Source organism: Marivirga arenosa, assembly GCF_030503895.2.
GTDB classification, from domain to species: domain Bacteria; phylum Bacteroidota; class Bacteroidia; order Cytophagales; family Cyclobacteriaceae; genus Marivirga; species Marivirga arenosa.
In genome coordinates, this window is record NZ_CP129970.2 from 3,772,187 (window position 1) to 3,798,356 (window position 26,170).

The 26,170-nt window shown below is 34.9% G+C and carries 25 protein-coding genes; 12 read left to right on the forward strand and 13 right to left on the reverse strand.

Annotated features, from left to right (window positions below; genetic code table 11):
• Positions 1 to 304 precede the first annotated feature (304 nt).
• From QYS48_RS16375 to QYS48_RS16390, 4 genes are all read left to right on the forward strand, one after another.
• On the forward strand, positions 305 to 640 hold the full coding sequence (locus QYS48_RS16375; protein WP_308356870.1) for a hypothetical protein: 336 nt from the start codon (positions 305 to 307) through the stop codon (positions 638 to 640).
• Positions 641 to 707: 67 nt separating this feature from the next.
• Complete coding sequence (locus tag QYS48_RS16380; RefSeq protein WP_308356871.1) at positions 708 to 1,568, forward strand: HAEPLYID family protein; 861 nt, start codon at positions 708 to 710, stop codon at positions 1,566 to 1,568.
• Between the two features lie 98 nt (positions 1,569 to 1,666).
• Positions 1,667 to 2,137, forward strand: coding sequence for a hypothetical protein (locus tag QYS48_RS16385; protein WP_308356872.1), 471 nt, complete (start codon positions 1,667 to 1,669; stop codon positions 2,135 to 2,137).
• Positions 2,138 to 2,455: 318 nt separating this feature from the next.
• Entirely contained in the window at positions 2,456 to 3,385 is a 930-nt protein-coding gene (locus QYS48_RS16390; RefSeq protein WP_308356873.1) for a hypothetical protein, read from the forward strand.
• Between the two features lie 314 nt (positions 3,386 to 3,699).
• Here QYS48_RS16390 and QYS48_RS16395 read toward each other — a convergent pair whose 3' ends face one another.
• Genes QYS48_RS16395 through QYS48_RS16420 form a run of 6 tightly spaced genes read right to left on the reverse strand, consistent with a single transcriptional unit; the run spans position 3,700 to position 10,879 of the window.
• Complete coding sequence (locus QYS48_RS16395) at positions 3,700 to 4,458, reverse strand: ankyrin repeat domain-containing protein (RefSeq protein ID WP_308356874.1); 759 nt, start codon at positions 4,456 to 4,458, stop codon at positions 3,700 to 3,702.
• 52 nt (positions 4,459 to 4,510) lie between these two features.
• Positions 4,511 to 5,365: a hypothetical protein gene (locus QYS48_RS16400; protein WP_302100386.1), complete on the reverse strand. Its 855-nt coding sequence runs from the start codon at positions 5,363 to 5,365 to the stop codon at positions 4,511 to 4,513.
• A complete protein-coding gene (locus QYS48_RS16405) occupies positions 5,362 to 6,183 on the reverse strand; it encodes a HipA family kinase (RefSeq protein WP_308356875.1) in 822 nt (273 codons plus the stop codon). The genes QYS48_RS16400 and QYS48_RS16405 overlap by 4 nt, the downstream gene beginning before the upstream one ends.
• A 3-nt stretch (positions 6,184 to 6,186) precedes the next feature.
• Complete coding sequence (locus QYS48_RS16410) at positions 6,187 to 6,390, reverse strand: hypothetical protein (RefSeq protein ID WP_302100384.1); 204 nt, start codon at positions 6,388 to 6,390, stop codon at positions 6,187 to 6,189.
• A gap of 15 nt (positions 6,391 to 6,405) precedes the next feature.
• The gene (locus QYS48_RS16415; protein WP_308356876.1) at positions 6,406 to 7,224 is read right to left on the reverse strand and encodes a hypothetical protein; all 819 of its coding nucleotides are present in this window, start codon (positions 7,222 to 7,224) and stop codon (positions 6,406 to 6,408) included.
• Position 7,225: 1 nt separating this feature from the next.
• Complete coding sequence (locus QYS48_RS16420) at positions 7,226 to 10,879, reverse strand: TaqI-like C-terminal specificity domain-containing protein (RefSeq protein WP_308356877.1); 3,654 nt, start codon at positions 10,877 to 10,879, stop codon at positions 7,226 to 7,228.
• Positions 10,880 to 11,276: 397 nt separating this feature from the next.
• On the opposite strand from QYS48_RS16420, the gene QYS48_RS16425 reads away from it, so the two are divergent.
• Genes QYS48_RS16425 through QYS48_RS16435 form a run of 3 tightly spaced genes read left to right on the forward strand, consistent with a single transcriptional unit; the run spans position 11,277 to position 13,643 of the window.
• A complete protein-coding gene (locus QYS48_RS16425) occupies positions 11,277 to 11,960 on the forward strand; it encodes a phospholipase D family protein (protein ID WP_308356878.1) in 684 nt (227 codons plus the stop codon).
• 4 nt (positions 11,961 to 11,964) lie between these two features.
• On the forward strand, positions 11,965 to 12,972 hold the full coding sequence (locus tag QYS48_RS16430) for a PD-(D/E)XK nuclease family protein (protein ID WP_308356879.1): 1,008 nt from the start codon (positions 11,965 to 11,967) through the stop codon (positions 12,970 to 12,972).
• Positions 12,973 to 12,986: 14 nt separating this feature from the next.
• Positions 12,987 to 13,643 carry an SLATT domain-containing protein gene (locus tag QYS48_RS16435; protein ID WP_302100376.1) on the forward strand — a complete coding sequence of 219 codons (657 nt, stop codon included), beginning with the start codon at positions 12,987 to 12,989 and terminating at the stop codon, positions 13,641 to 13,643.
• Between the two features lie 67 nt (positions 13,644 to 13,710).
• Here the strand turns inward: QYS48_RS16435 and QYS48_RS16440 are convergent, their stop codons facing one another.
• Positions 13,711 to 14,718 carry a DNA/RNA non-specific endonuclease gene (locus QYS48_RS16440; RefSeq protein WP_308356880.1) on the reverse strand — a complete coding sequence of 336 codons (1,008 nt, stop codon included), beginning with the start codon at positions 14,716 to 14,718 and terminating at the stop codon, positions 13,711 to 13,713.
• Positions 14,719 to 15,333: 615 nt separating this feature from the next.
• Between QYS48_RS16440 and QYS48_RS16445 the strand changes: the two genes are divergently transcribed.
• Complete coding sequence (locus tag QYS48_RS16445; RefSeq protein WP_308356881.1) at positions 15,334 to 16,578, forward strand: AAA family ATPase; 1,245 nt, start codon at positions 15,334 to 15,336, stop codon at positions 16,576 to 16,578.
• A complete protein-coding gene (locus QYS48_RS16450; RefSeq protein WP_308356882.1) occupies positions 16,575 to 17,225 on the forward strand; it encodes an HNH endonuclease in 651 nt (216 codons plus the stop codon). Before QYS48_RS16445 ends, QYS48_RS16450 begins: the two co-directional genes overlap by 4 nt.
• A gap of 172 nt (positions 17,226 to 17,397) precedes the next feature.
• Here QYS48_RS16450 and QYS48_RS16455 read toward each other — a convergent pair whose 3' ends face one another.
• The 6 genes from QYS48_RS16455 to QYS48_RS16480 form a co-directional block, all read right to left on the reverse strand.
• Positions 17,398 to 18,435: an IS110 family transposase gene (locus QYS48_RS16455; RefSeq protein ID WP_308356883.1), complete on the reverse strand. Its 1,038-nt coding sequence runs from the start codon at positions 18,433 to 18,435 to the stop codon at positions 17,398 to 17,400.
• 374 nt (positions 18,436 to 18,809) lie between these two features.
• Positions 18,810 to 19,010, reverse strand: a complete 201-nt coding sequence (locus QYS48_RS16460; RefSeq protein WP_308356884.1) for a hypothetical protein — start codon at positions 19,008 to 19,010, stop codon at positions 18,810 to 18,812.
• 1,518 nt (positions 19,011 to 20,528) lie between these two features.
• Entirely contained in the window at positions 20,529 to 20,972 is a 444-nt protein-coding gene (locus tag QYS48_RS16465; protein ID WP_308356885.1) for a hypothetical protein, read from the reverse strand.
• A gap of 296 nt (positions 20,973 to 21,268) precedes the next feature.
• Positions 21,269 to 21,709: a hypothetical protein gene (locus tag QYS48_RS16470; protein ID WP_308356886.1), complete on the reverse strand. Its 441-nt coding sequence runs from the start codon at positions 21,707 to 21,709 to the stop codon at positions 21,269 to 21,271.
• Between the two features lie 383 nt (positions 21,710 to 22,092).
• Entirely contained in the window at positions 22,093 to 22,749 is a 657-nt protein-coding gene (locus QYS48_RS16475; protein WP_302100365.1) for a DUF5675 family protein, read from the reverse strand.
• A gap of 8 nt (positions 22,750 to 22,757) precedes the next feature.
• Positions 22,758 to 23,519, reverse strand: a complete 762-nt coding sequence (locus QYS48_RS16480; protein ID WP_308356887.1) for a hypothetical protein — start codon at positions 23,517 to 23,519, stop codon at positions 22,758 to 22,760.
• Between the two features lie 180 nt (positions 23,520 to 23,699).
• Here QYS48_RS16480 and QYS48_RS16485 point away from each other — a divergent pair, with 180 nt between their 5' ends.
• From QYS48_RS16485 to QYS48_RS16495, 3 genes are all read left to right on the forward strand, one after another.
• A complete protein-coding gene (locus tag QYS48_RS16485) occupies positions 23,700 to 23,897 on the forward strand; it encodes a hypothetical protein (protein ID WP_308356888.1) in 198 nt (65 codons plus the stop codon).
• Positions 23,898 to 24,941: 1,044 nt separating this feature from the next.
• Complete coding sequence (locus QYS48_RS16490) at positions 24,942 to 25,340, forward strand: group III truncated hemoglobin (protein ID WP_308356889.1); 399 nt, start codon at positions 24,942 to 24,944, stop codon at positions 25,338 to 25,340.
• A gap of 60 nt (positions 25,341 to 25,400) precedes the next feature.
• Positions 25,401 to 26,165, forward strand: coding sequence for an acetolactate decarboxylase (locus tag QYS48_RS16495; RefSeq protein WP_308356890.1), 765 nt, complete (start codon positions 25,401 to 25,403; stop codon positions 26,163 to 26,165).
• Positions 26,166 to 26,170: the final 5 nt, after the last annotated feature.

The window sequence follows — 26,170 nt, forward strand, 5'->3', positions numbered from 1 at the left end:
GTTTAATCTAATAGCATTTAACTCACAAGACAAAAGAATCTAATGAGATTAGACATTCATGAGGGCATTAGTTTACAAATACAACTCGAATAAATGTTCAACTTGATATCATTCCATTCCTCAGATAAAAGAATTTGAAAAAGCATCACGTACTTGTCATTTTTTTCAAATTCAAGAAACTGAATGAGATGCGTTCTTAACTTATATACATCTTAAAATAGTATCTTATTAAAAACTTAATTAATTTTGCATTGTGATAAGTCAAATCAGAAATAGTGTTGCAATCAATATCCTTTGGGGTCTTATGAGTCTATACTTATTAAATATTAGTGTAGATGCAGTCGATCCTGAAGCTAGCTACATCCCTGAAGATTTATCTTACAATGAGCAAGAAAGCGTTGTAGAAATTATCATTGAAAAAGTTTTAGGATACGACAATGCTATTAAAGAATTTGATGATAAGGACTCTGATGAGCAAAATCAGAAAACTACTATATCACTGGATTTATTCTGCGCCAAGAACGAATCTTTTGTAAGTCACAATCTCTGTATTATCCAACCCCTGAATAATTTTAAAAGATATTCAACAAAATTATCACTAGGTTACAATAAAGTAGATACTCCTCCTCCTATTAGTTGATTCGTTTTTTCAAATAAAGTATGAGCCTTCCAGCTCACCTTATTTCCTATTTTAAAAACAATCAATAATGAATTTTATTAAACTTTCGATGGTAGCCTTAGCTATCGCATCAAACTACTATTGTATGGCACAAGTGTCAAATGCAGAAAAGGATAGCTTGTATATTGAACAAGTTGAGAATCGCACAGAACCCGATAAAGTCTTACATGCCGAACCTTTATATATAGATCTTATAAGAGATCTTGGAGCCAGAAAAGGTGAAAAAGAATGGAATATTGGCTTAGGATTGACGGATAACCTACGTTTCGATTCTTATGAAGCACTTATCGAATATGAGTGGGCTCCTATTGATAGGGTCGGTTTAGAAGTGGAATTACCTTTCACCTTTTATTCCCCAGTAAGTGAAACACCTCGTCAGTCTATTCCATCAAATCGTTTAAATAGTATCAAATTAGCGGCTCAATGGTCTTTTTTTGTCAGTGAGAAACTAGCTACCTCGATGGCCCTAGGTTACATCAATGAGCTTGAATTAGCTGATTTCAGAAATTTTAAATCACCTTATATTATAGGAAATGTTTTTAATCCCTTTCTGGTGGTAGCAAAAAGATGGGGGAATAACTTTCACTCTCTTATTTATACGGGTCCTTTGATCGAACAAAAATTCAATTCTGAAAACTTTGTTGTGCAGTACGATCTCAATACAAGCTTTCACTATATGATTACAGGTACAAGAAACTTCATAGGGATTGAATTTAATAAATCTGTTGTATACAACGATTTTGATCTAACCATTAGGCCACAAATGAGAATTGGGGTCGCTGACAACTTGCTAATCGGTATTGTGGGCGGAATACCCATCAGTAGGGAAAATGAAAGATTAAGCTCATTCCTAAGATTAATTTGGGAACCTGGTCACAAAAAACATTAAGAGAATAATCTAATCTATAAACTGCTGAGGACAATCCTTTGATTGCCTCAGCATCTGTTAAAGATCAACTCCAGTCAATAGTATTTAAAAGTCAAAATATGATTCAGGCAAATATCAAAAAAGTTCAATTCATAACCGGTTTACCTCTAACGGGTAAATCAACCTTTATTGAAGAAAAATTTAATAATAAAAATAAATTCTATACTATCAATTACGCCCAAAAGTTCTCGAAATTATTCGGAGACTATGACGACCTCAACAATACTTATAAATCCCAATTGGTATGTGAAGAAATTATAAAGGACATCAATACATTATCAGAAAACAGCGATATAACATTAATTGTTGAATACTGTACAGGTTTTCATGCTTCTAGTGCGAAGCTAGAAAGTTTAATTGACAAGCTTATAATGAAAAATTGGTATGTATTCGTAAAACAAATGGAGACAGGGCTTAAAACTCATAGATTTCAACAAATGGCTGAAAATGATCCATCATACTGCCCTTCTATGATTTTAAATGACCATCATTATAAAATTGTCTCTAAGATCTTAGATAATTCAGCATAAGGTTAAAAAACGCGGCTATAATTGCAATAGCTCAACAATAATAGATCAAATCAAGCGTAAAACTAGTTGCGCTTGATTTAAATTATTCAAGACATTACCTTTTCACCACCAGAGGAATGATCACCCACGCCACCACCAACCTAAATCCTGACGAACTTGAAAATCTCTATGGAAATAGAGTAAGATCAAGGATGAGAGAAATGTTTAATTTGATTCCTTTTAATTCTTCAGATAAAAGAGCTTAATTTAACAATCAACTAAGTACCCATGTTTATAATTTACAAATGCATGGTATCCTTTAAGCAAATACTTAATAAAATGGAAACTGATATTATAAGTTTGTGCTCTATTATTAACCAAGCAATTCACAAGCCATTGTATCATAATTTCTTTAACATACCTAACCAATTAAAATACAACCAGACATTTACTTCAATTGACCTAATTGAAGATAGCCAAATAGCAATAGATGAATTTGAAAGTGCTAAATCAATTGGAAAAAAAGGAAGAAGTACTTTACTTATTTATGGATTACTACAATCTCTATTTCTCCAACAAGATGGACTATATCATTTGTACAAATGTATAGTAGATGAAAAAATAAAACAAACATCTTTTTTTGATGCTTTTTCATTTGATAAGAAAATTAGAGAAGTAAGAAACGACATTGCGGGACACCCCACAAATAGGAAGAAAACAGAATTTTATTTTATTGCTAAAGGACCAATTACTAAAGACAGGTTTACATATGCTGGTTATACACCAAATTTTAGGACGGTTGAAGTTGATATAAAAACTTTTATAGTCAAACAATTAGAATTTACAAGAAAAGTTCTACAAGCAGTACTGGTTGATATTTCAAAAAAAATTGAAATGAAAAGAACAGAACATAATGATTTATTACTTACAGAAATGATAGTTGGTGCAGGCAGGCATTTTGAACTCATATATCGTGGAATAAGAGATGACAAAAGAAATTTTCAAGGAGAATGGGGAATTTCAGGTATTAAAAGTTCTTTAGATAAAATTCGTAAAGAGTTGCATATCAGGTATAATGAAAATTTACCAATAGGTCTATCAGAAGCATTCAGATTGATTGACTATATCATTCATCGGTTCAATCACTGGAATACTGAAAAGACACTTTTTGGAAATGATGATGCAGAAATTTTTCTTGATAGTTTGAAGAACCAACTCAGAGAACTTGAAGAAATGTTGAAGGAAATAGACGAGGAATTTAAAGGTTAAAAGAATAGTAATTCAATTCATTTCAAGTTGCTCATTTTAGACAAATTAACCAATATCAAAAAAACTAATTGAGCTTAGAATAAACTTAATCTAAAACAATATGACAGCAATTAGCAAACCATTTGATAATCTCTATCACCAGACAAGCGAACTTTTAGTAAACTTGAATGCTCACCCCGAGCGCGTTGCGAAGCATAACGCGTTCGTAAAATTGATAAATACAACTTCTACTACCAGCCGAAGTCGAATTAGTTAACTGTTCATCATAACTCATTATTCACCTACACTTATCTCTCAATAATCGTCCCCTAGCTTCAAACATTTTTCACAACCTCCACCCCCTCCAAAACATCCATTCCCTCCAAAAACCCATTAATCTTCTTAATTTGTTCACCTACTACTCCTTTATAAAAAGACAGTCGCTCCTTTTCATTACCAATAGTTTCATATTGCTTTTTCAATCTTCCCAGCTCTCCAAATGCTTCTAAAATAATAGGATCACTAGTCAAATCCTCCACATAAATTTGTCCATATTTAGAAACCAAAAATGTAGGATAAAACATATTCACAGCGAGATATCCCTTTGGCTCAGTGGTAAATAATTCATGAGCACTTTTAGCTCCATAGGATTTTAAGATTTCAATTGCCTCCAATAAAGATTCTTCTTTATTCTCAAAAACTTCATAAGCGGAATAATGAAGTGATTCAATATCATCCAATACAGTCTCAAAAGTATCTCGCGTAATAGTATTAGGATTGGCGCCTAATTCCAGGAATAACTTCAATCGTTTAGGATCTTCACTGATAGCCACATTATACAAAGCTGTACAATACTCATCATCATGAGCATTAATATCAGCTCCCGCTTCATTCACCAAATAGCGAATTATATCATAATTTAACTTACTGTAATAACTTGCAGTAGCCTGAAATATAGTTTCCTGCTCAGAATTCCGAGCATTAATATCAGCTCCTTGTGCAATTAATGGCTTTATCCGATCCAAAAAACCAGTTCCTTGCTTCAGATTTTTATACAGTTCATCATTCAAGGTTGAACCAAACTCATATTGCAATAATGTATTTTCTTGATTTGCGAAGGTAGAAGTGTTTTGTTTACAGAATTAATTATTCCTTATCCTTAAAATAAGGCTTAACATCATGTTCATTTAAATAAGTCTCTATAGCATCTATTTCTTTTGAAGGAACCAATTCCAGCAAATCTTTTTTAAGCAAATTAGACTCTCTCAAATGTTCCCAAATCAAATGATGTTGTTTCTTACTTTTAGAGGGTTCGTCTCCTACTATAAAGTATTTACCCTCTTTACCATCATGCATTTCAAATGGCTTTATTAGGCTTAAATACGAATTAATATTCTTCTCAATTTTAGCAGGACTATCATTTTCAAATTCAATAAACTGATTGAGCACAGGCTTATCATTCCTCCCAATCATATCTATATGTGTATTGAATAAAATAAAGTCTAATTCATCAGCTTTTAGCTCCACATCAATATTTACTCTGCTTTTAACCTTTGGACTAAAATCTCTTTTAATTTGAGCAATCCCTGCTGCAACTGTAAGCAGTTCATCCTTAATGGATGGTTTACTTTTGTAAATAATGCGTTCAAACAAAGTTTCAAAATTCTTTTGATTAAACTCAATTTTGATCGGCATTGGCTTAGTAAAAGCAATCATATTATTACTGTACCTAGATAGATAATCTAAATATTCAGAATTAAACGCTTTTACATGACTCAACTGTGCACTTTCCTGATCCAACTTAGATCGTAAACTTTCCAGTTGTCCGGTCAATAATTTAAAAGATTCATTAGAATAAAGCTTTTTGGCTAATTTTAATTTCTCAGCCGAATAGTTATAAAAAACCTCTCCATCACTATTGAGCATCAAAAGGGCAAAATTAATGCGTTCATGACCCACTACACTCAAAGGGCTAAATATAATGCTGTATAAAGTTTTCATGGTTTTAAAGTTAACGAAGCATATGTTGTATAAGTATTCTCAACGGAATTTAACCATTCCTCATTAAAAAGATGTTGGCTTAGACGGCCTTTGAATTCTTCTTTCCTGCCTAACCATTCATCCGGTATTTCTTCTACTATATCATCTAATTTTCTGCCACAGGTTAAAACTTTATTATGCAAAGATGCACAAATATTTTTAATTATTTCACGAGACTTCTCTGAGTTGGGCAGTAAACGGTGATACAACTGACTATATAACAAAGAGTCATGGTAACTTTGTTCAAAAATTCCACGGCTTAAATTACTGGTGTTAAATATAGCTTCATGATCGAATGCAATAGGTTTATATTCATTGTTTTCAAATGAAATAAACAAATTAGTATTATTATGATTCCGATCATCATTACTTAACCAACAATCAAATAAAGCCACTAATAAAAAGGCAGATTTATCATATTTTCTTAATTCACTCTTCTCAATACCTGAAGCAAAATGATCCATAAACTCAACCGCATCAGCTATGAGTTTAAAACCAATGATAGGCTTTTCCAAATTAAGGTAATTAAGCCCGTCCCCTAACATTTGTTCAGGAACATGTTCTCGCTCAATTTGTATGCTCACCATTTCCGGCACTTTTATTCCCCATTCCAAAGCAAACCGCTGCCCCAGGAATTCATTTATCAATTTATGATCACCAGCATTTCTTGGGTACTTACAAACATAATACTCAAAATCATCTGCTAAAATAAGAAACGGCTTACTCCCATTTGTTTCGTATTTCTTCTTTATGGGTTCTATGGAATGCAGTGATCGCATAATTTAATTAATATCCATTTTTATTAATTCTCTTTCTTCTCTAGCTCTTTTATAGCCTTTCAAAGACCTTCGAAAAGCATCAGCCATTGGTTTGTAATCTTTGTCATCATCTGCTTCAACACTGCCTCCGCCATAATTAAATTTATGTTCAGTGACAGGATCAGCTTGCTTTTTGATATTAAGTTTTAAATGGGGATTTTTGGTCATGATTGTAAATATTAATTACTGTATGCTTTCTAATTCAACTAATTGGTGATATACCATTAATCCCAATTCACTCAACTCAACTTTATACCAGTGATCAAAATCATCTTTATCAGTAATTTTTATAAGCCGATAGTCCAAGAAAAAATCTAAATTTTTGCTTTCTTGAGTAGGTATATCTTCCTTTTTTAAGGTCTTTCTAGCAATTTCCAGAAAAACTTTTGCCTTATCCTCTTCAATGATCTTCTTTACAATTTTTTCTGCTTTATTGGGCTTTAATCCTTTTGAAGTGCTACTATTTTCTTCGATTTCCTTACCCTCATCCTGTAGCCCAACATAAACGCCCTTGTCTTCATCTTTTTTACTCTTTGCAAGCTTTTCTTCTAGTGCCTCCAATTCATCTTCTACTCTTATCCTTGCTTCCTTTTCTTTTTCATATCGTATTTGAATAGCCTCTAATCTCTTTTCAAGATTTTCATGTACTGATTTCTTAACAATTGATTTTGAATCTGTAATTTGATATATCCATGGGCTTAATCTTTTCTCAAACAGATTAACAATCAATCTTGAAATATTCATTAGAATGTATGTAGTGATTAATACTGCAAAGGTCCAGAGTATATTGATTGATAAATCCACTAAGAATTCAAGATTTTCGTAGTATTCCTCTATAAATTTCAGCTTTTCCTGTAGCGTAGTTCCATTATCAAAATTGAATAAACTGTATATTAAATCCCAGTTTCTAATGAGCCAAACAACTAAGTAAGTACCTAAAAATGGATTAGATATTCGTTCTCTAAAATTATCTTTAAACGATATTAATGTATCTTTTATCATATCACCCAACACCCCCTTCCACTATCTTAATCTCCTCTTCCGTTAATCCATACAACTCATAAACCATTTTGTCAATCTCCTGCTCTAAGTAAGTGGTCTCTGCTGTGGCATCTTGTTTTTTGATTTCAAATATCTTTTCTACCAAATCACTGATAACTTCTATACTTTGCGAAGCAGGTTCTGCTATTGGTATACTTTCTATAGGTGCTTTTTTGATTTTTGGAAATGTTGCTTTATTGTCGTAGTGTTTCTTCAACCAAAAGAACTGAAGTACTTTTGAATTTAATAAAGCAAGAATATACAATAACAATGGGCGGTTTTCTTCATAAAGAAAAATATTGTATATTGTATTTAACGTCATTGTATAAGGCGGAATAATTGTTCCCTCTGGATACCTCCCTATTTGTCTTACAGCGATCCTATGTTTTTTATATACATTTATATCACCACCACTTTTTATTGATTCTTTAGTAAATTCAACAAACTCTGAGCTCTTTTCATAAAAATATCTTTTTACATTACCTCCATCAATTACAGGATAATAATTTTCATTAACTTTGATATTGTTAACATACTTTTTCCTATCAAAAGTCTGAATTCCAAAATACGATCTCCCATAATCTATTAATGGCTTTGACCTCTCAGATAACTTATTCAAAAAAGACCTTAGTGCGTCATTTAAATCTAATTCCAGTTCAAATCCTTCGGTTTTGAAATCATTCTGCACATGTGAAATCTTTTTAATTTCCTCTAATTGTGCTCTATGATCATTAAAATTCTTAAAGTCAAATACATTACTATCTGTAACTGATTTTTTAATTAACAGAATCAAAGTATCAACTGAGGCATCATCGAATACTTGGATTTGAAAATTTATAATTTCAATTAAACTATAATTTAATAAAAGCTTTCTTAACTCTACTGAATGTTTATTTTTTAAAAAAGTATTGGGGGTTATATAATTTAGTATACCTCTATCACTTAATACTTTTAGTCCCAATTCATAAAAAAGTGCGTAAGTATCGATTTTATAAGCTGCGGTTATATAAGATTGATTATAATTCCTGAATAATTCTGAGTCTCCCAATGTTTGAACCAAAATATAAGGTGGATTCCCAATCACCACATCAAAGCCAACAAAATTGCCTTCATCATCCAGTATTTCAGGAAATTCAAATCGCCATTCGAAAGCATTTTCATAAATAGCATTGCTTTTAATTTCCTCTATATCAGTTTCTAATTTATTAAGATCCTTCTCCAGCTTATCGATCTGCTTTTTCCGTTCTTTCTGTTCACTTTTGCTTTCCTCAAACAAGCCTTGTTGCATAGTGAGGTTATAAAGCTCCCCAGCCAGTTTAGCTTTTCGTTTAATCTTAGGGTCATTTTTATTGATTTCCGTACGGAAATCACTTTTAATATCTTGGATCAAGCGCTCCATTTCCCGCTTTTCATCCTTGCTGGCCGCATTACGGTAGCTATCCACTGCATTTCGATAAGTGCTTATGTTCCACTTACTTTTCTTTAGGGCCTTGCTTAAGTCTTCCTCCAAGCCAAAACGACTAATTAAAGAATTGCCGACTTTAATATTGATATCAATATTAGGCAAGGTTTCCAGTTCTCGAATTTCGTCATCAGATTCCTTATAATAAGCACTTTTTAAAAGCTCAATCCACAACCTCAGCCTACAAATTTTAACCGAATTAGGGTTGAGATCCACTCCAAACAAACAATTTTCAATCAATTCCTGCTTTTCATGAAAAAGTGCTTTTTGCATACGTTGGCTATTGTCATGCGTAGGCTGATAACTGAACAGCCGATCTTCCAAATCAGTAATAATCAGCTCATCATTCTCTATAGTAATCTGATAATCACTTAATGGATCTCCTTTAGCATCAATTAAAATGCTTAGTTCATGTTTAATAGCAATCAATTCATTCAAAGCCGAAACCAAAAAATGACCAGACCCCACCGCAGGGTCGCATATCTTCAGGGAATTAATCAAAGTATTTGCTTCTGTCCTTACGGCTTTCCTTCCTTTTTCGCTCTGTTTAATCTCTTCGTGCAAATCTTCCTTCAATTCACTAAAATCTTTACACTTCCAGCCATAATGTGAATTAAATTTCTCCACTACCGCTCTTCTAATAGTTTCCCTGCACATATACATGGTAATAAAACCAGGGGTGAAGAAAGAGCCATCCTTATAGCCATTAATCTTTTCAAATATCAAACCCAATACAGAGGCATTAATTAAGGTTTTATTTTCCTCTTGAATTTCCTCCGAACCTTCACTGCTAAAGTCATAGGCTTCTAAAAAGGCAAAAAGATATTCCAATACTGGCAATTCACCTTTCCTCTTTTTTCCCTTAATATCCTTCAGTACCGTATTTCCACTTATGGGAATTTGTTCTGAAGCATCTAAGGTATCAATATGCAAGGCACGGTTTTCCAATTCATTGGCTTCAAACAAACTGGAGTTTAAATACGGTACTTTAGCAAAAGCTTCCTGAAAGGCTGGTTTCCTTTTATCGGTGGGTACAGCAAGCACATTGAAGAACAAATCCGCTAGCTTATTGAAATTCCCAATTCTTTTCAAATTCAGAAATGCATAACTCTGATCTCCATTGTTATAATCCAGCAGCTGTGCTTCCAATAACTTAAGGAATAAAATTCTATTCAACCAGGTAATCACCAATTGCAAGCCTACGTTGAATAAACGCTCTTCCGTATTTTTACCGTATTGCTGCGGGTTGTCCAATCGGTGTAACTCCCCTCGGCTTTCCAGTTTAGAAATCACAGACTCTAATAAAGTACCGTAAATTCTTTCTTTTTCAGGCTTACGCTGAATCAGTTTCTTTCCTTTTTCCTGAAACTCTTCCAAGCCCATAATGTAGAGCAGCTCATTATAAAAACCTTTATCCAATGAATTACTGTCATTGGCAAAAGGCAGTTTAAGTAAATGCTCTGGAGAAAGTAGTTTATATAATACAATCAGTTTTGTATCATCTTCTTTACCGCTTTTTAGCGCCTTCTCATAATCCTTTACATTAAAATAAGTAAAGCTGATTTGATCAGCTGCTGCTTCAATAGCGGGTTTTGCTATTTCCTTATAAAAATGCTCAGTATCAGTAGCAGAAAGTGCTTTTGCTTCAAACTCTTCAAACTTATGGACCAACTTTTTATCCTTGGCAAATAAAGAATCGAAAACATGGGCATCAAAAATAAACCACTCGTGAATATTAGTAATTACCAAATGCCGTACCTCAGTGTTCTTCTGCGTAATACGCTCGCGCAAAAAATACAAAACCAACTCCTGCATAGCTTTAGAATCAATCTTTTCCTTACTAGGCATTTGGGATTGATTAGTGGGGCTTTTGGCTTCAATAATGACACCTACACTGCTTTTCGTATTTTTACCATTATGAATCACCTGGTCATTACGCCCTTTCGTATTAATGTAGTAATCAGGGTCGTAATAAGTCTTTTTCAGAAAGTCACCTATAATATTCTTATGAAACTCCTCTGATTCCCCTTCCTTAATCTGCTCTAAAAGCGAAGAAAGCTGCTTTTTAAAATGATCTATATCATTTCTATTAGGCTTTACCTTTAAATAGGCCTTGTTTAAAGATTTACGGGGAGTAAGAATGGTGTATGGCATTTACTTATAATAATCCTTTGTCAAATTTCTAACTTTTAATTTAAGGGAAATTATTTAGATATAGTATTTCCCATCAAAAGAAATTAAAGCTATTACAGTAAAATAAGACAAAATGTGTTCTTCGGATAAAGAATTGGTTTGATATTAAGCATTTAGAGTTTATGTTATCAAAATAAAGCTAGGCAATCTTCAGGAAAAATGCCTATTGCCTAGATAAATCATTCCTCTAATTGCTTCCCTCAAAAGTCATCTAATAAAACGTTACGAGTTTTCCAGCTATACCATATTTTACTTGGGGTGCAAATCGGTGTTAGAAGGACTAATTTTGTAATGATTACAGTCAAATAATATATAAAATACCGTTCAAACCTTTATATTTGAATTCAATAAAAATTATATGGCAGAATTTTTAACAACCAGAGGAGTATCTTTTAAATTAGAAGACATCATAATAAATGCTAAAGAGCATGTTACACTAGTATCTCCATACCTTAAAATCTCGCAAGACCTGTATACTAGACTAATCGATGCCAGCAATCGAGGTCTTAGAATAAATATAATCTATGGCAAGGATAATTTAAGTAGCCAACAACATCAAGACATTACAAATCTAAATTCGGTGTTTCTCTTTTTTTGTCAAAACCTCCATGCTAAATGTTATTTCAATGAATCTCACATGATAATCACATCAATGAATATGTATGATTTCTCAGAAAGAAATAATAGAGAAATGGGAGTATTTATTGATAAAAATTTAGATTCTGACATTTATCGGAAAACAATTTCTGAAGTAGATTCAATTATTGATTCTGCAATCCTTGAAGAGCAGCCAAACAAAAATAATAACACTAAACTAAATAAAGCCAAAAAGGAAAAAGACTCTTCGGGTCACTGTATTAGATGTAATATTGAAATACCTCATAATCCGGAAAGACCATATTGCTATTCTTGTTTTAGTATTTGGTCACAATTTGAAAATATTGATTATGACGAGAATTACTGCCATAGTTGTGGTAGTCAAAATTATTCAACAATGAGAAAACCACAGTGTAGAAAATGTTGGTCACCGGTTTACATGTGAAAATATGACTTCAATATTCAATAGAGTTTATTCATATCGTGAAAGAGAAAAGAAAAATAATCGGGAAAATTTCTTGACAGAAATATTAGCATTTTGTTTACAATTGGACCGAAGGTTTAGAGATGACTTCTTTAAATTAATTAATCATCCAATAAGTGAAAGCTTAAATGTAATCACACAAAAAACTTTTAGCGAAGGCATACCTGATATAGTATTAATAGATCAAAAAATCAAGTCATTTTTGTTAATTGAATCGAAAATTGAACATCATGAAAGAGCAAATCAACTAGACGATTACAAGAAAATACTTCAAAATAACCATCATAATTATCGAAAACACTTAGTTTATATTACGAAGTATTATGATTCAAATCACAGCAAAATTCCAGTACAAGACAAAATTTATTTCACCGCATTAAAGTGGGTAAATATATATTCACTAATAAATTCAGATAACTCAGAAATAACTCAACAACTGCAACAATATTTAAAAGAAGAAGAAATGAACGATACTAAAAATTTCAATTATAATGATTTGATGGCAATGATTACTATTCCAAAAACCATTTCTAAAATGGATGAAGTTTTTAGTCATATCAAACCAACATACATGAAGCATCTAGGCTCGTTCCCTGCTACTTCAAGAGGTACAAAACTACCCTATTCTTGGTATGGGTTATCAGATGAAAGAACTTTTAAAAGCTATAGATACTGGATAAATACTGGTTTCAGATGGTTTTACGAGGATGAGACAATCTATGTAGGAATTAGAATTTGGATAAGTAATGAATCTATTGAATTTATAGATACTCTTAAGTCAAATCTTGAAACAGTAGAAGATTCAGGAGAAACAACTACATCATGGGTCCATTATTCAGATGACAAAGGTGTAGTGATTGAAAATTACAGATACTTAACTGATTTTATGTCAACAGAAGTAGATCAATTGCCCTCAATAGCTACCTATTTAAATAATACTCTTCAGGAACTAGCAGCTTTACCTGTCCAATAAATTAAGAAAAAGACATGTCACCAGCGTCACAATTTGAAAAACCAAGAGGAAAGGAACATTTAGATAAAGACTTCTTGGAGGAATTAAAACATAAAATATGGTCAACTAAAGGAACACGGTTTAATGCAGATAGCAGGCTTAAATCCACCGCAAAGTTATCACATCTTTGCATGAGTTTATTATCTGTCTATTTAATAATCTTTGGCTTATTAACAGTTTATAAAATTTATAATCCTGGTGAAAATCCCTACTCAGCAAATATCATTGCATTTACCATTACAGCAACCTCAATTTTACTATTAGTCTTTTCACAGTTTGAAAATTCTCAAAACTATCAATTAAAAGCTAAGAACTTTCATGATTGTGCATTAGACTTAGCGGATTTATATAATGAATTACAAAATTTCAAAACATATAAAAAAGATGTCTCAGATGAAGAGAAATTAAATTTCTGTAGCGCTTTACAAAAACGCTACCAAGCAGTTTTACGGAAATTTGAAAACCATTCTCCGATTGACAATCAAATATTTAGATGTCAGCATTCAGATTATTACAATAACCCAAGCCTCTTCGAGTTTAAAATACGCTCAATTTACTTCTTGCGATATCAAATAATCTATATAATCTCAATGATCCTACCAGGTATTTTACTATTCTTTATGATTTATTAATTAGCATATCCAATGCATTTTATCCGAAAATTAGTCCTCTTCTTGAAAAAGCGCTCCAATCGTACTATCACCCCCCATGCTGCCAACACTTCCCGTTTACTGATTTAGTCTTACGCCTACATCGAGTACCAGCATTAGTAGTAGCCGAACAGCGTATTGAAGTCACTCTTTTAGCCGGTTCAGGGCTTACAGTACCACTAGCCTGCCCTTCATGCAAATAACAATAACCAGATTCATTCTTTGTCTGATTTCTACACCTTCTACCAGTCTTCGTTTTTCCTTCACATTGGCTTGCGGTAGAGGCACTAGAACTACCATAACTTTGAACCTTACTGGCATTCCAATTCCAGTAATTAGCCTCAACATTGGATTCAATATCATTTTCAATTGCATCAGGCAGTTGAGAATAGAAATCAATACCAGTAAGCTGCTCTATTCGATCTACTGAAACCACATAATCATCCAAGTCACCTTGCCCCTTTTGGTTGGGTAATAAAAAACCAATAGCTCCATAGGCTCCAGAGCTTTCATCATAATCCAACAGCACTTTATAATAATAATTGGGAACACTCACCTGATTATATCCAATCGTTGAAAGTCCAGCTTCCAAAACAGGTCCAGTAGCAATAAACAATTCCGCTTTATCAACAGACCAAGACCTTACCAGGCTTTCCAACTGCTTCCAAATCCCTCTATTAAAAGAAGGATCCTGCGGACTCATATTACTCATATAAAAGCTTTCAGACATAGCGGCACCACTAAACCCCATATCTCCAGCAGGTGCTAGGTGTCCCCTATCATACCCACTTCCTTTATAATCCGCTAGGGTCGCAGAGCCAGTTTTCACTTGACCATCCTCCCTAAAATTATCAGATCTTTTATAGCTATTATTTCGAGCCTCCGCTGCAGTTAACTCATAATAAACCCACTCAGCCTGCTCATGAGTTTCCGAATAACTCAAGCTGTAATGAGCATGATGCACCACCTGCCCATTCCCAGAAACAGGTACAAATTCCTGAGCCTGCAGCAATGAAAAACTAAATAGTGTAAGAAAGAAGGATAAGATCGTTTTCATATTCAATACCATCAATTCAAAAACAGTGTAATACTATTTAGTTCTGCTAGTATATTACGCTTATAAATAACCTGAACAGGAGTTCTTCTATAATAGGCAGAAGGTTCTTTTAACAATTTCATATTCTAATTTAAATGCTTTACTAAACTTAATGAATAAATAACAAGCTACAATACTTGTATTTAAATAACGGCTTAACTATATTTATAACATCTTATCAAGTCAATGACTTTGTAAGGTTTTGGTTGAAATATAAGCGCTGGGTGGGGATCCAGCGCTTTTTTTATTTGTAACCCATTGCCCCGTTTGTAACCTTAATCTCATTAAACTATAAAAGAATCAAAAACCAAAACTATCCCATGCTCCCTTAATACTTATCAAACCAGCACTTTCTCTTAAAGCAACATACTATTTGATTTTAAAATATTTTCCACTAGATTTATTCCATAAGTTCAAATACCAAAATCTGCAAAGCATATCCCAATCGATATATTCGTTCAGCTTTTGTTATTTGTATAATAGATATATAGTCACCGGGTGATTTTATTTCGATATAGTTACCAGGGGGTTACTATATTCAATTGTTGTGCTCAATTGTCCTAACTGAACCGAACCATGGAATTCAAGAGACTTACTATTCGAGAATGGAAACAGTTTGAAAACTTAGAAATTGAATTTCATCCAAAGTTGACCGTACTGACGGGGGCAAATGGAGCTGGTAAAACCACAATACTAAACCTTCTCGCCAGGCACTTTGGATGGAATTCCTTAGAACTGGCAACTCCAGCAAAGGATAAAAAAACTGGTGGCTTTAAATTCTTTACCAGATTTTTTAAAAACCCTTTTGATTTTTTTGGAGACAGAAATGTTCCTAATTCTATTGGCCGAATAGAATATAGCAGTGGTTCACATGGAGATATTATAATTCCAGATACCGATTCACCGCAGTACAATTTGGAGATTGCAAGACAACAAAACGTCCGAGGTTTTAATATCCATTCTCACAGACCTTTATTTAAATATGCAAACGTTCCTCACATACCTTTAAAAAAGAGATCACCAAGGGAGGCGTTTGATTTAGTATCTAATAGTACAAGAGAGAGGATATTGGGAAATGGCAGAGGTCAACCTTCAAATTTCTTCATTAAGGAGACAATGTTATTATGGGCAAATCAAGGATACAGAAGTGAAGTTCAGGAACCTGATGAAGAATCGAAGAGAAACTACGAAGGATTTCAAGGAATTTTAAGAGATATTCTTCCTCAATCATTGGGATTTCAAGAGTTCAAGATCAGAACTGGTGAACTTGTTATGATTACAAAATCCGGGGATTTTATGCTGGATGCGGTTTCTGGAGGAGTGGGTGCACTTATAGACCTTGCATGGAAAATATATCTTGTTCATTTGGAAGAAAAAGGTCCTATTACTATCCTAATTGATGAAGCAGAAAATCATTTACATGCATCAATGCAACGTGAAATGCTTCCAAACTTCCTAAAAGCATTTCCAGAGGTGCAGTTTATTGTTTCAACTCATAGTCCCTTGATAATTGGATCCGTTAAGGATTCAAATGTCTATGCACTTAGATATGTTGAAAACGAAGAAGGTGAATTCAAAGTAAAAAGTACGCTTTTAGATCTTGAGAATAAGGCGAAAAATGCAACTGAAATTCTAAATGAAATTTTAGGTGTTTCATTCACAATGCCGATTTGGGTTGAGAATTCACTTAATGATATTATCAACAAACATTCCTCTAAAGAAATGACAGAACAGGTTTTTGATGATATGAGGAAAGAATTAAAGGAAATTGGTCTAGAAAATCTAATGCCTCTTGCAATTAAAAACTCATTGAAAAAATGATCAAATTAACCAAAGAAGGCGAACCCGCAGTATTGAAGGACAACAAAAAGGACTGGACTGACAAATTGCTCCAACATATTGCCAATAATGAGAAAGTTCCAAAATCTCTGGAAAGCAGCTACAATAAAGATGATGTCAAAGAAGCCCTCAGAAGAGAATGTAATGGTAAATGTATGTACTGCGAAAGCACTGTAAATCATATAACATTTGAGCATATTGAACACATCAAACCAAAAGCAAAAACAAAATTCCCTGAATTGACCTTTGAGTATTCAAATCTGGGCTTGGCATGTCCAAAATGTAACATGAATAAAAGTGATACTTATGACACCATAATTCCGTTCATAAACCCATATACTGACCAACCAGAGAACCATTTTACTGCTTATGGAGCATATATCTGGGCAAAATCAGGTGATGACCGAGCTAAACTAACTGAACTAGAAATTGAATTAAACAGGCCAGAACTTCTAGAAAAGAGAGGTGAACGCATGAAGGCAATTAAAGAATTAGTTGACAACTATAATACAACTCCAGATGGCCCTTTGAAGAATGCCTTGTTGAAGGAAATAAAGATTGAAATTTCAAAAGAAAAGGAATATTCTTTTTGTCTAACTGAATTAACTAACATTTTAATAAATAACTGAGCACAACAAACACTAAAATGAAAATGCGTAATGAGCCAATTGATATGACAGTGCGAAACAGAAACATAGGTGCTTCTAGCCACTGGGGCGCATACTCATTTTAGGTACTGTGTGAAAATCCAAATCATTTAAGAAAAATAAGGAGGAAAGATCATATAATCTTTGCATCCTGTTAGGCAGGGGCTAAGGCTTCTGCCGATTTTTTTTGATAGTCAGCATCATATTTGGTATCAGTGTTCCATAAAGTAAACATTAAACATAAAAGTTTTCTTTGCACCGCTACTAAAGCAATTATAGGTTTTGATTTTTTAGTTTTTAATCTTTCATAGAAAGGTTTAAGGGTAGGGTTGCATCTTACAGCAGTCATTGATGGCATATGAAGCATTGCCCTAATGTGGCTATTACCCCTTTTACTGATAGATGTTTTCCCTCTATACAAACCTGACTCTCTATGAACAACATCGTATCCGGTGTAAGATGTCAGTTGCTTTGCATTCTTTATTCCATGAAAACCCAGTGTTTCTCCGATTACCACCACAGCCGACAGCAAACTAATCCCTGGAATGGAAGTTAATTGATCTACTTTTCTTTTCAATTGATGGCTTTTTGCAATTAAGGCTCTCATTTCCATTTCAACCTCTTGAATCTGAACAGCCAATAATTGAAGCCTCTCCCTTAATCTTTTGATCACTTTGCTTTTATCAAGGAAACCATGTTCCAGTGCATGTAACTTACATTTTAATGCACTTTGTTCTTTGACTAATTGTCCTCTTTCTCTTGACATTTGCTTTAACTCCAATAGCTCTTGAGAAGGAGCAACCCACAGATCTAATTTTCTTTCCAATCCTAAATTACAAAGCATCTTTGCATCCAATAAATCAGTTTTTGATCGTTGTTTCAAACTCTGCGCGTACTTTTTAACTCTTCCTGATGGCATAACAGATACATTTAGTCCTTGGTTATTTAGATAGTGACACAGCCGTTCATGATATACTCCGGTTGCCTCCATCACGAAATAAAGATTTTCTGCACTATGTACAAAGTCAGCTAGCCAAGCCAAAAAGCCTTCCATTCCTCGAACAGTATTCTCAAAGCTTGATTCAGCCACCAATTCTTGATCCATCTTCGTAGTCATATAACCATAGCATACTTTGAAATCATTCATTGCTATGTCTATGCCAACAGATTGTCTTATTAGTTGTAAATCCATATTAAAGTGGTTTAAATTTCTCAATGGCACTTTTGCTCGTAATTGATACGGTCTAGCTACACTGACCTAGGTACTTGTTCAAGTTCTATTGAGTAAAAGGATGGGTAGAAATCCTAAAATGCGATATCAATTAAATTGTATCAAGCTAGGCACTGTATCCCATCCTCTAATTGTTTTTGTATATTCCTAAGTTACATTAAATTGTATCGTTTTTAAATAGAACGCTAACATACGAGCTAGGCGTTCATACCCCCCTCCATGCCATTTGCCTAATTTCCCTACATCCATTGCTCTTCCAACAAATTAGCCAAAGCCCATGGCTCCCTCAGCCGAAAGCCTTTAATTTCCCTAAAGGGTAAATCAAAGACCCTCGGCTAACCAAACGCACTTACCCGCACAAACCTTCCCTCATAGGCTTTTGCTTTTTTTCTGTTAAGCAGATAAAGAGGTAAAAAAGCAAAAGAAAGTGGTCTTTTTGGCTCCCAAGCCAAAAAGTTGTGGTTTGATATACCAGCCGCACGGCCAGGTACAATGGTGTGCTGCCCTTGGGCTGCGGCAAAGGGTCTCGCCAGCATTGGCTTCAGGCTTTAAATAAGTGTTAATTTATAAGGTATTTAATACCAAAAGCCAACCCCTTCGGGGCTGAGGTGCTGTCATGCCCCTTGCAGCTTAGCCCAAGTGCATCACGGCAACCTACTTTGTCTGTTGCTTTAAAATTCCGCAAACTCCATTCAAAAGCAACAGCCACCGCTTGCCAGAGTTAGGCTCGCCTGCGGGCGACCCAGGGCTGCGGCTTGTCATGGTTTTTGTAGCCCCCCGTAACCAAAGCCCCTTCAAATAAAGGCGATTTGGCACTCCCGCAGCAAGAATAAGCCAGCCATCCTACCGCATTTCCTTTGCTTCAATGGCTGCCTTAACCTTGCTTTTACCTTCCCAACAAAAAACCACGCCAAGCCTTGTTCGCTTCGTTACTCTTCACTCATGGCCAGCCCCCGTTCCCTTCGGTCACTCTCGGTCTACCACCCGGGGTCGCTCTCGCAGACGGCTCGACACACAGCGGATTGCAAACCATTCCGTAAACTCCATTATTTGCAACCGCTCTTCCTCCGTTCTTCCATTCCTCAGCTTCCCGCCATCAGTGCCTTGTTCAAACTCTTAAGCTAATATGAAAGAACAGCATTTCACATCCTATCCAAAATTCCCCTCCTCCCATTTAAGGTGCAACTGTTAGCTGCAATGAGTTAACCCCAGGAATTTGATCTTTAATCTTTTGCCTCTAATACGGATAGGCAACTAATAAAATAAAGAAAAGAGGAAAGCAAAATAAGGCTGCTTTCGCTTTTAGGCCGCAAGCCCAAGCCTTCTAGGTTTTTTGAGAAATCTCCACCGCCATTTGGCGGTTGTATTTCCCAAAAAAGGCTTGCCCCCTAAGCGAGTCAGCCCAAAAAGAAACCGCTTTCTCTTTTCTTTTTTCCCTTTTTGTTTTCTCTTTTAAAAATATATTATGTGGAGGTGCAGGACACCAAGAGCAGGATTTCCATAGCTGATTTCCTACAAAATTGCTTGCTTTTACAAAAAGCTTTGGGCCTATTTCCCTGCAACTGGACAGTTAAAAAATTAACACAAACATAGGCAATTTACAGGCCTGCGGATGAAAAGGATGACAAGAGTTCGCGTTGCCGGCTACAAAAAAAATCTCCATCCGCTTAAAAGCGGTAGTATTTTTTATGTGCCGCTCTTGCATCTATCTCACCGTTCCTGTGTGGAGCGCACTATGTTTAAATTAATTTTTAAAGTACGTATCGCCAGCAAGTGGCTGGTGGCGTACGTTCGCCTGCGTCCAGCTTTTCGCTTCACTCGCTTCCATGTTCAATCTGAAAGTTATTACTTCTCTCAGTTTTTGTGGCTTGAAGTTAATTTCTCGCCATTGCCTTTTTAGTTTTATAGCCCAGTGGGTTTGCCTGCTGGGTTTTTATTTTTTGTTAATTCCTTGAAGGATTGCGTAGAAATAAAAAAACCTGTGAAGATCACTTCACAGGTTTAAATAATTACTCTTAAAAAAACCGTCAACTAATTTCAGGACAGCTTCTACTTTAAGGCTTCACGATTCTACCTCTTTCCAGTGCAAGATTATAATCTTCTTCATCAAAAATGAATTCATAAATAAAAGGCTCTCTTTCGCCTTCTACAAGATCGTAGTTTTCTATGCGCATTGGATTACCTTCTAACCTTCCAATATCGAAATGAATTACAAGTGTATCTGCATAAAACACTAATACTGAATCGTGGGGTCTAAAGAGTGCTGAACTAAACGGACCATTTCCATCCCCATCAACAGCTGGGATTTCTCGAATAAACTCTTCCCCATTCTTCAATCTAAATCTTTCAGCTACATCGTCATCGTTATAGCCGACTACTTCCACAATGTAAGGCGTTGCATTTTTGTAAATATGATTAGTTCGCCCACTAACTGGTTCACCAGTACCACAGCCCGTGAAAAAAAAGATTATTGAAAAAATAATTGTATTCCTTATCATTAAAGATTGTTAAAATAAAAAGCCATATAATTATCAATTTGAGCATCCGTAATACCACTTGGTTTATTCCTCTTCAGCTCATTTCTCAAGCTTGTTAAACCGTAAGAATTTCGTATTACATTTCTTTCAAGATTAAGCATTTATGATGATATACTTTAAATTTCTATCCGATTTTTTCAAATTCACTTATAAAGCCAAAAAACCCTAGCTATGAACTACGGGCTTTGTTCTTGATTTGCCAGATGCAAATTTCATCTATTTCAATTTTGAATCCAACGGACTAACAATTTTTAAGATCAAGGTTTTACAACCCGCCCTCTTTCCAAAGCACGCTGATAATCTTCATTAGTAAATTCAAATAAATAAACGTAGGGCTCTGTTTCGGTTTCTACAAGTTTATAGTTTTCAATACGCATAGGATTGCCGTCTACTCTTCCTTTATCATATGAAATTGACAGCGTATCATCAAATATGGTAACCACAGAATCATCGATATGGTATCGGGTTCTATCATATGCTGGATTATTTTCACCTTCTCTTAGACCATCCTTAAACATTTTCTCTCGGCCCTTCTCCAATGTGAAAGATTCATTTAATTCTCCTTCATAATACGCTTCAAGCGTAACTTTATGACTCGAAGAATTTCTGTAAATAAAGTTGGTCAAGCCACTATACTCTAAATCAGAATCGCACCCTATAAATAATATGCATAGTAAAAGTATGCTTAAGTTTTTCATCCTATAAATTATTAAAATAAAAAGCCATGTAATTATCAATCTGAGCATCTGTAACTTCACTAGGTTTGTGACGCTTAAATTCGTTTCTCAAGCTTGTTAAACCGTAAGAATTTCGTATTACATTTCTTTCAAGATTAAACATTTATGATGATATACTTTAAATTTCTATCCGAATTTTTCAAATTCACTGTTAAAACCAAAAAAACCGTAGCTATAAACTACGGTCTTTCCTATTGATTTTCTTAACCAGCCATTTCATGGCTAGAGACATACAAAAACTAACTAATGCTCCAACAGCAGCCAAAATACAAGTCTTCACAATATCCGAACTTTGCAGATTCACTAACACTGTGAGCAAAGTCCCTCCTGCTATTCCAGCCTTGTCATGGACTTGCATGAGAATTGTGATTCATTTCCTCCTGAGGAGGCGTTTCTTCTTGCTCTACTGTTACCTGGCTCACAGCACTTAACACACTAGCACCCACTGTCAAGTAACCAGCTGCTGTAATCACTCCAGCGGGTAAACTAATCGGTGCACTCAATATAGCACCTCCTATAGCGGCCAATATCAATCCTGCAGTTCTTAGTTTCTTAAAGAATTTAGGGGTAGGCTGCTGTGCTCGTTTTATAATATTCATATTTGATTGTTTTTTAATGGTGAGATATACCAATTCGTTTTCTTTTTGAACCTCCTCAAAGGCTTCCAAAAGTTTATGCATTGCTTTTCTTGAATGAATTCCTTTACCAGTACCGCTTAGCTTCATCACAGAGCCTATACACCCCTGCAATTCCTTCATTGCATCATTCGCTGGGTGGATTAAAATCCAGCTTCGTCCTGGTACATTTTTCAGCATCAGATGAAATCCTCTTTCATGAGTAATCCTTTTTTCCAAAAGGTATCTCCCTTCAGGAATGCAACTGATATTTCGTTGATTCTCCTTCCAGGGAAGTTCGATGGTATGACAGATCAGTGATCCATCATACCAAAGAGCTCCATTAGTTCCGCTTGGTTTATAGGTTCGCTTTAATTCAAAGTCCACTATAAATACTATTTAGCGTCATTTTCGATCTCAACCAATGCCAGTGAGTTGAATGCACCATTTTTAAGCGGATACATTGTCCCATTCACTTCTTGAAGAAATTCAACTCCAAACAGCAAAAAGATTGGCTCTTGTCCTCCAGCAGGAAGAGTAGCTGTTAAAGTAATGGCAGCTTCAGTTTGAGGGCCTATAACAATTTCGCTGCTTTCATCAGTATCCAGATTAAAAGTTTCCTCAGCAAAATCTACTTTACTTGCAGCAGCTACTAAACGCATGTGAGTAGCCCCTCCAGGAGCAGCAAAAGTATTCTGAGGAATAAAATCCGGAATGTTTACTGTTGCTTCACCCGTTGCCCTGTCAATAGCAGCCGTATAAGGCGCATACATGGTCGCATTCAGCTTTCCATTCTGATTGAATTCAAACCCTCTTAATAATTCAATGTCTCCATCAACAGCAGTCCTTTCTCCTCTCGCATTGGAGGTATCGCTTTTCACGACCTTAACCAATTCTCGAGTCATTCTGCTGGTCACCCGACTATCCGCAGCTTTCAAAAGCAACGGCCTTACAGAGGTTCTCAAAAGCCTTCCTGCTTTTCCAGCTCTCCCAAATTCAGATCCATTTTCTCTGGTCCTTTGGAACGCAGGATCATTCTGAATTCTTGCTTTATCAACGCCTCCTTTTTCTCTGGCTAAATAGCCATCCTTCGTTTTGTAAAAAGACAGATCCCCGATCTTTCCCTTTAGCTTAATCACTCCTTTTTGTCTTGCCATTTCTAAAATTATATTTGATGAGCAAGCAAAGTATTCTCTCAAATAGCGTTTGTCAAAAATCAACTTCCGCCCCTGGTCATCGTGACTTAAATGGCAAGTATTGTCGTTATAGCCTAAAGGAATTTGGCTATATTAGTGTATAGCATCCTTATGGATAAAGTATAGATAAAGTATGAAGTCATGTTATTGAAAAGAACTGTCATATATCCAAAGGACATTCAGCGTATCACAGGGAAAAGCGAACGCACAGGAAGAAGAATATTAGAAAAGATCAGAGAAAGAAAAGGTAAAGAGAAACACCAAATGATCACCGTTTCAGAGTTCGCAGATTACACCGGAATAGATGCTGAAATCGTCCAACAATACCTCACCGATTAAGCCAAATTTTTAGGTTCTAATCCAGAAATTTCCCGTCTTTTATACATAATATTTGCTCTAATTTGTGTATATTTAATATATCAAAGAAAAGTTCTTTGTCAGTATGTAGTAGAAATTGAAAAGACAAACGACATTAAAGCAACATATTTATTTGGTGTCCAATTAGTGTCCACGGAATATCAAAAAGCAATAACTACTTGTAAAACAGTAATTTATATATTTAAGGCATGATCCTGGACGGATCACTTAAGCCATTCGATTTTCGGATGGCTTTTTTCATGTTCAAAATTTTGAACTCCTTGCTCTGCTGAATAATGCATCCCGACTTACAAAGTCGGGAAGGTCCTGCGAACCTAGTAGGATCAATTAAGCTACTCGTTTTCGGATGGCTTTTTTCATGTTCAAAATTTTGAACTCCTTGCTCTGCTGAATAATGCATCCCGACTTACAAAGTCGGGAAGGTCCTGCGAACCTAGTAGGATCAATTAAGCTACTCGTTTTCGGATGGCCTTTTTTATGGTAAAAACATTACCCTGTCAGCTCAGCTGGATAGTGCATCCCGACTTACAAAGTCGGGAAGGTCCTGCGAACCTAGTAGGATCAATTAAGCTACTCGTTTTCGGATGGCCTTTTTTATGGTAAAAACATTACCCTGTCAGCTCTGCTGGATAGTGCATCCCGACTTGCAAAGTCGGGAAGGTCCTGCGAACCTAGAAGGATCAATTAAGCTACTCGTTTTCGGATGGCTTTTTTCATGTTCAAAATTTTATCCCATAAGCTCAGCTGGATAGTGCATCCCGACTTGCAAAGTCGGGAAGGTCCTGCGAACCTAGTAGGATCACTTAAGCCATTCCATTTTCGGATGGCTTTTTTTATTCTTAATTTTTAAATCCTCTTTAAGTTAAAGTACATAAACAATTCTGAAAAGTCCTTAATACTTCTCTACAATAAATAATAATCTATTTAATCTTTTAAAACCATAATGTATCAATTAGAAGTATTTATAACTTTGGAAGTTAGCTGATGGTAAAATAAAAGTTAAATATGTCAGATATAGAATCCAGAAGTGATATCAATACCTTAGTGAAAGCATTCTACTCAAAAGTGAGGGAAGATGATTTACTGGGTCCGATATTTAATAAACATATTGCTAATGACGAGTGGCCTATTCATTTAGAAAAACTGACTGATTTTTGGGAATCAAACCTTTTTAGAGTTCAGAAATTTAAAGGCAACCCAACTCTCAAACATATCAAGGTCGATCAGCATTCTAATCATTCCATCCAACAATTGCATTTTCATAAATGGCTTCAATTATGGTTTGAAACTTTAGATGAATTATTTGAAGGAGAAAAAGCCAATAAAGCTAAATTTGCTGCAAGAAGGATGGCTACTGGTCAGTTTATGACCGTTTGGAATAGTAGGCCAAAGGAATTCAAATAGGAAATTCAATGAAAAATGAGATTCTACAAGTTCTAACTTAATTCTTAAAATTCTATTGGTATGAGTGATTTTTATTTTAATAAGCTTATGAACTTAAACATATTAACAATTGGGCTTGGGCTGATCATACTCTTCATGACCGCTTGCAATACAAGTCATAATCAAGAAAGTGGTAAACACTCGGACATCAGACCTGAAATTGAAGTAGTGGGAGCCATGAAAAATGTGATGTGGAAAGGTGAATTAGATGGAAATATTTACCTAGACACTATAGCAAATAAAACAGGACTCTATGGACTTGGACCTCTAAGTGAGTTAAAAGGTGAACTGCTTATCAATAACGGAATTAGTTATGTTTCTAAAGTACTTTCTGATTCTAGCATGACTGTAGAAAAGAACTATGATGTTTCTGCACCTTTTTTTGTTTATGGTAATGCCACAGATTGGCAAGAAATAGATTTAGCTGATGAAGTGAAATCTGTCGCAGACATTGAAAGATTTATAATCGAACAAATTGACGATTACGACAAGCCTTTCGTTTTTAAGCTTAGCGGTAAAGTGAAAAGCGCTATGATTCATATTCAAAATCTACCGGAAGGCTCAAAAGTATCTTCTCCTCAAGAAGCGCATGTGGGGCAGCAAAACTATACTATTGAAAATGTAGATTCCGAGATAATCGGATTTTTCTCCATGCATCATAAAGGGGTATTTACCCATCATGATTCCTTTTTACATATGCACTTAATAACAAAGGATGAAAGCAAAATGGGACACTTAGATGCTTTAGAAATTGATAAAATGAAACTATATTTATCTAAAAATTAAGGAAT

Excerpts from the sequence above, each read along its gene's own strand:
- QYS48_RS16375 (WP_308356870.1), top strand. The coding sequence starts at position 305 with ATGAGTCTATACTTATTAAATATTAGTGTAGATGCAGTCGATCCTGAA.
- QYS48_RS16380 (WP_308356871.1), top strand. The coding sequence starts at position 708 with ATGAATTTTATTAAACTTTCGATGGTAGCCTTAGCTATCGCATCAAAC.
- QYS48_RS16385 (WP_308356872.1), top strand. The coding sequence starts at position 1,667 with ATGATTCAGGCAAATATCAAAAAAGTTCAATTCATAACCGGTTTACCT.
- QYS48_RS16390 (WP_308356873.1), top strand. The coding sequence starts at position 2,456 with ATGGAAACTGATATTATAAGTTTGTGCTCTATTATTAACCAAGCAATT.
- QYS48_RS16400 (WP_302100386.1), bottom strand. The coding sequence starts at position 5,365 with ATGAAAACTTTATACAGCATTATATTTAGCCCTTTGAGTGTAGTGGGT.
- QYS48_RS16405 (WP_308356875.1), bottom strand. The coding sequence starts at position 6,183 with ATGCGATCACTGCATTCCATAGAACCCATAAAGAAGAAATACGAAACA.
- QYS48_RS16410 (WP_302100384.1), bottom strand. The coding sequence starts at position 6,390 with ATGACCAAAAATCCCCATTTAAAACTTAATATCAAAAAGCAAGCTGAT.
- QYS48_RS16415 (WP_308356876.1), bottom strand. The coding sequence starts at position 7,224 with ATGATAAAAGATACATTAATATCGTTTAAAGATAATTTTAGAGAACGA.
- QYS48_RS16420 (WP_308356877.1), bottom strand. The coding sequence starts at position 10,879 with ATGCCATACACCATTCTTACTCCCCGTAAATCTTTAAACAAGGCCTAT.
- QYS48_RS16425 (WP_308356878.1), top strand. The coding sequence starts at position 11,277 with ATGGCAGAATTTTTAACAACCAGAGGAGTATCTTTTAAATTAGAAGAC.
- QYS48_RS16430 (WP_308356879.1), top strand. The coding sequence starts at position 11,965 with ATGACTTCAATATTCAATAGAGTTTATTCATATCGTGAAAGAGAAAAG.
- QYS48_RS16435 (WP_302100376.1), top strand. The coding sequence starts at position 12,987 with ATGTCACCAGCGTCACAATTTGAAAAACCAAGAGGAAAGGAACATTTA.
- QYS48_RS16440 (WP_308356880.1), bottom strand. The coding sequence starts at position 14,718 with ATGAAAACGATCTTATCCTTCTTTCTTACACTATTTAGTTTTTCATTG.
- QYS48_RS16445 (WP_308356881.1), top strand. The coding sequence starts at position 15,334 with ATGGAATTCAAGAGACTTACTATTCGAGAATGGAAACAGTTTGAAAAC.
- QYS48_RS16450 (WP_308356882.1), top strand. The coding sequence starts at position 16,575 with ATGATCAAATTAACCAAAGAAGGCGAACCCGCAGTATTGAAGGACAAC.
- QYS48_RS16455 (WP_308356883.1), bottom strand. The coding sequence starts at position 18,435 with ATGGATTTACAACTAATAAGACAATCTGTTGGCATAGACATAGCAATG.
- QYS48_RS16460 (WP_308356884.1), bottom strand. The coding sequence starts at position 19,010 with ATGCTGGCGAGACCCTTTGCCGCAGCCCAAGGGCAGCACACCATTGTA.
- QYS48_RS16465 (WP_308356885.1), bottom strand. The coding sequence starts at position 20,972 with ATGATAAGGAATACAATTATTTTTTCAATAATCTTTTTTTTCACGGGC.
- QYS48_RS16470 (WP_308356886.1), bottom strand. The coding sequence starts at position 21,709 with ATGAAAAACTTAAGCATACTTTTACTATGCATATTATTTATAGGGTGC.
- QYS48_RS16480 (WP_308356887.1), bottom strand. The coding sequence starts at position 23,519 with ATGGCAAGACAAAAAGGAGTGATTAAGCTAAAGGGAAAGATCGGGGAT.
- QYS48_RS16485 (WP_308356888.1), top strand. The coding sequence starts at position 23,700 with ATGTTATTGAAAAGAACTGTCATATATCCAAAGGACATTCAGCGTATC.
- QYS48_RS16490 (WP_308356889.1), top strand. The coding sequence starts at position 24,942 with ATGTCAGATATAGAATCCAGAAGTGATATCAATACCTTAGTGAAAGCA.
- QYS48_RS16495 (WP_308356890.1), top strand. The coding sequence starts at position 25,401 with ATGAGTGATTTTTATTTTAATAAGCTTATGAACTTAAACATATTAACA.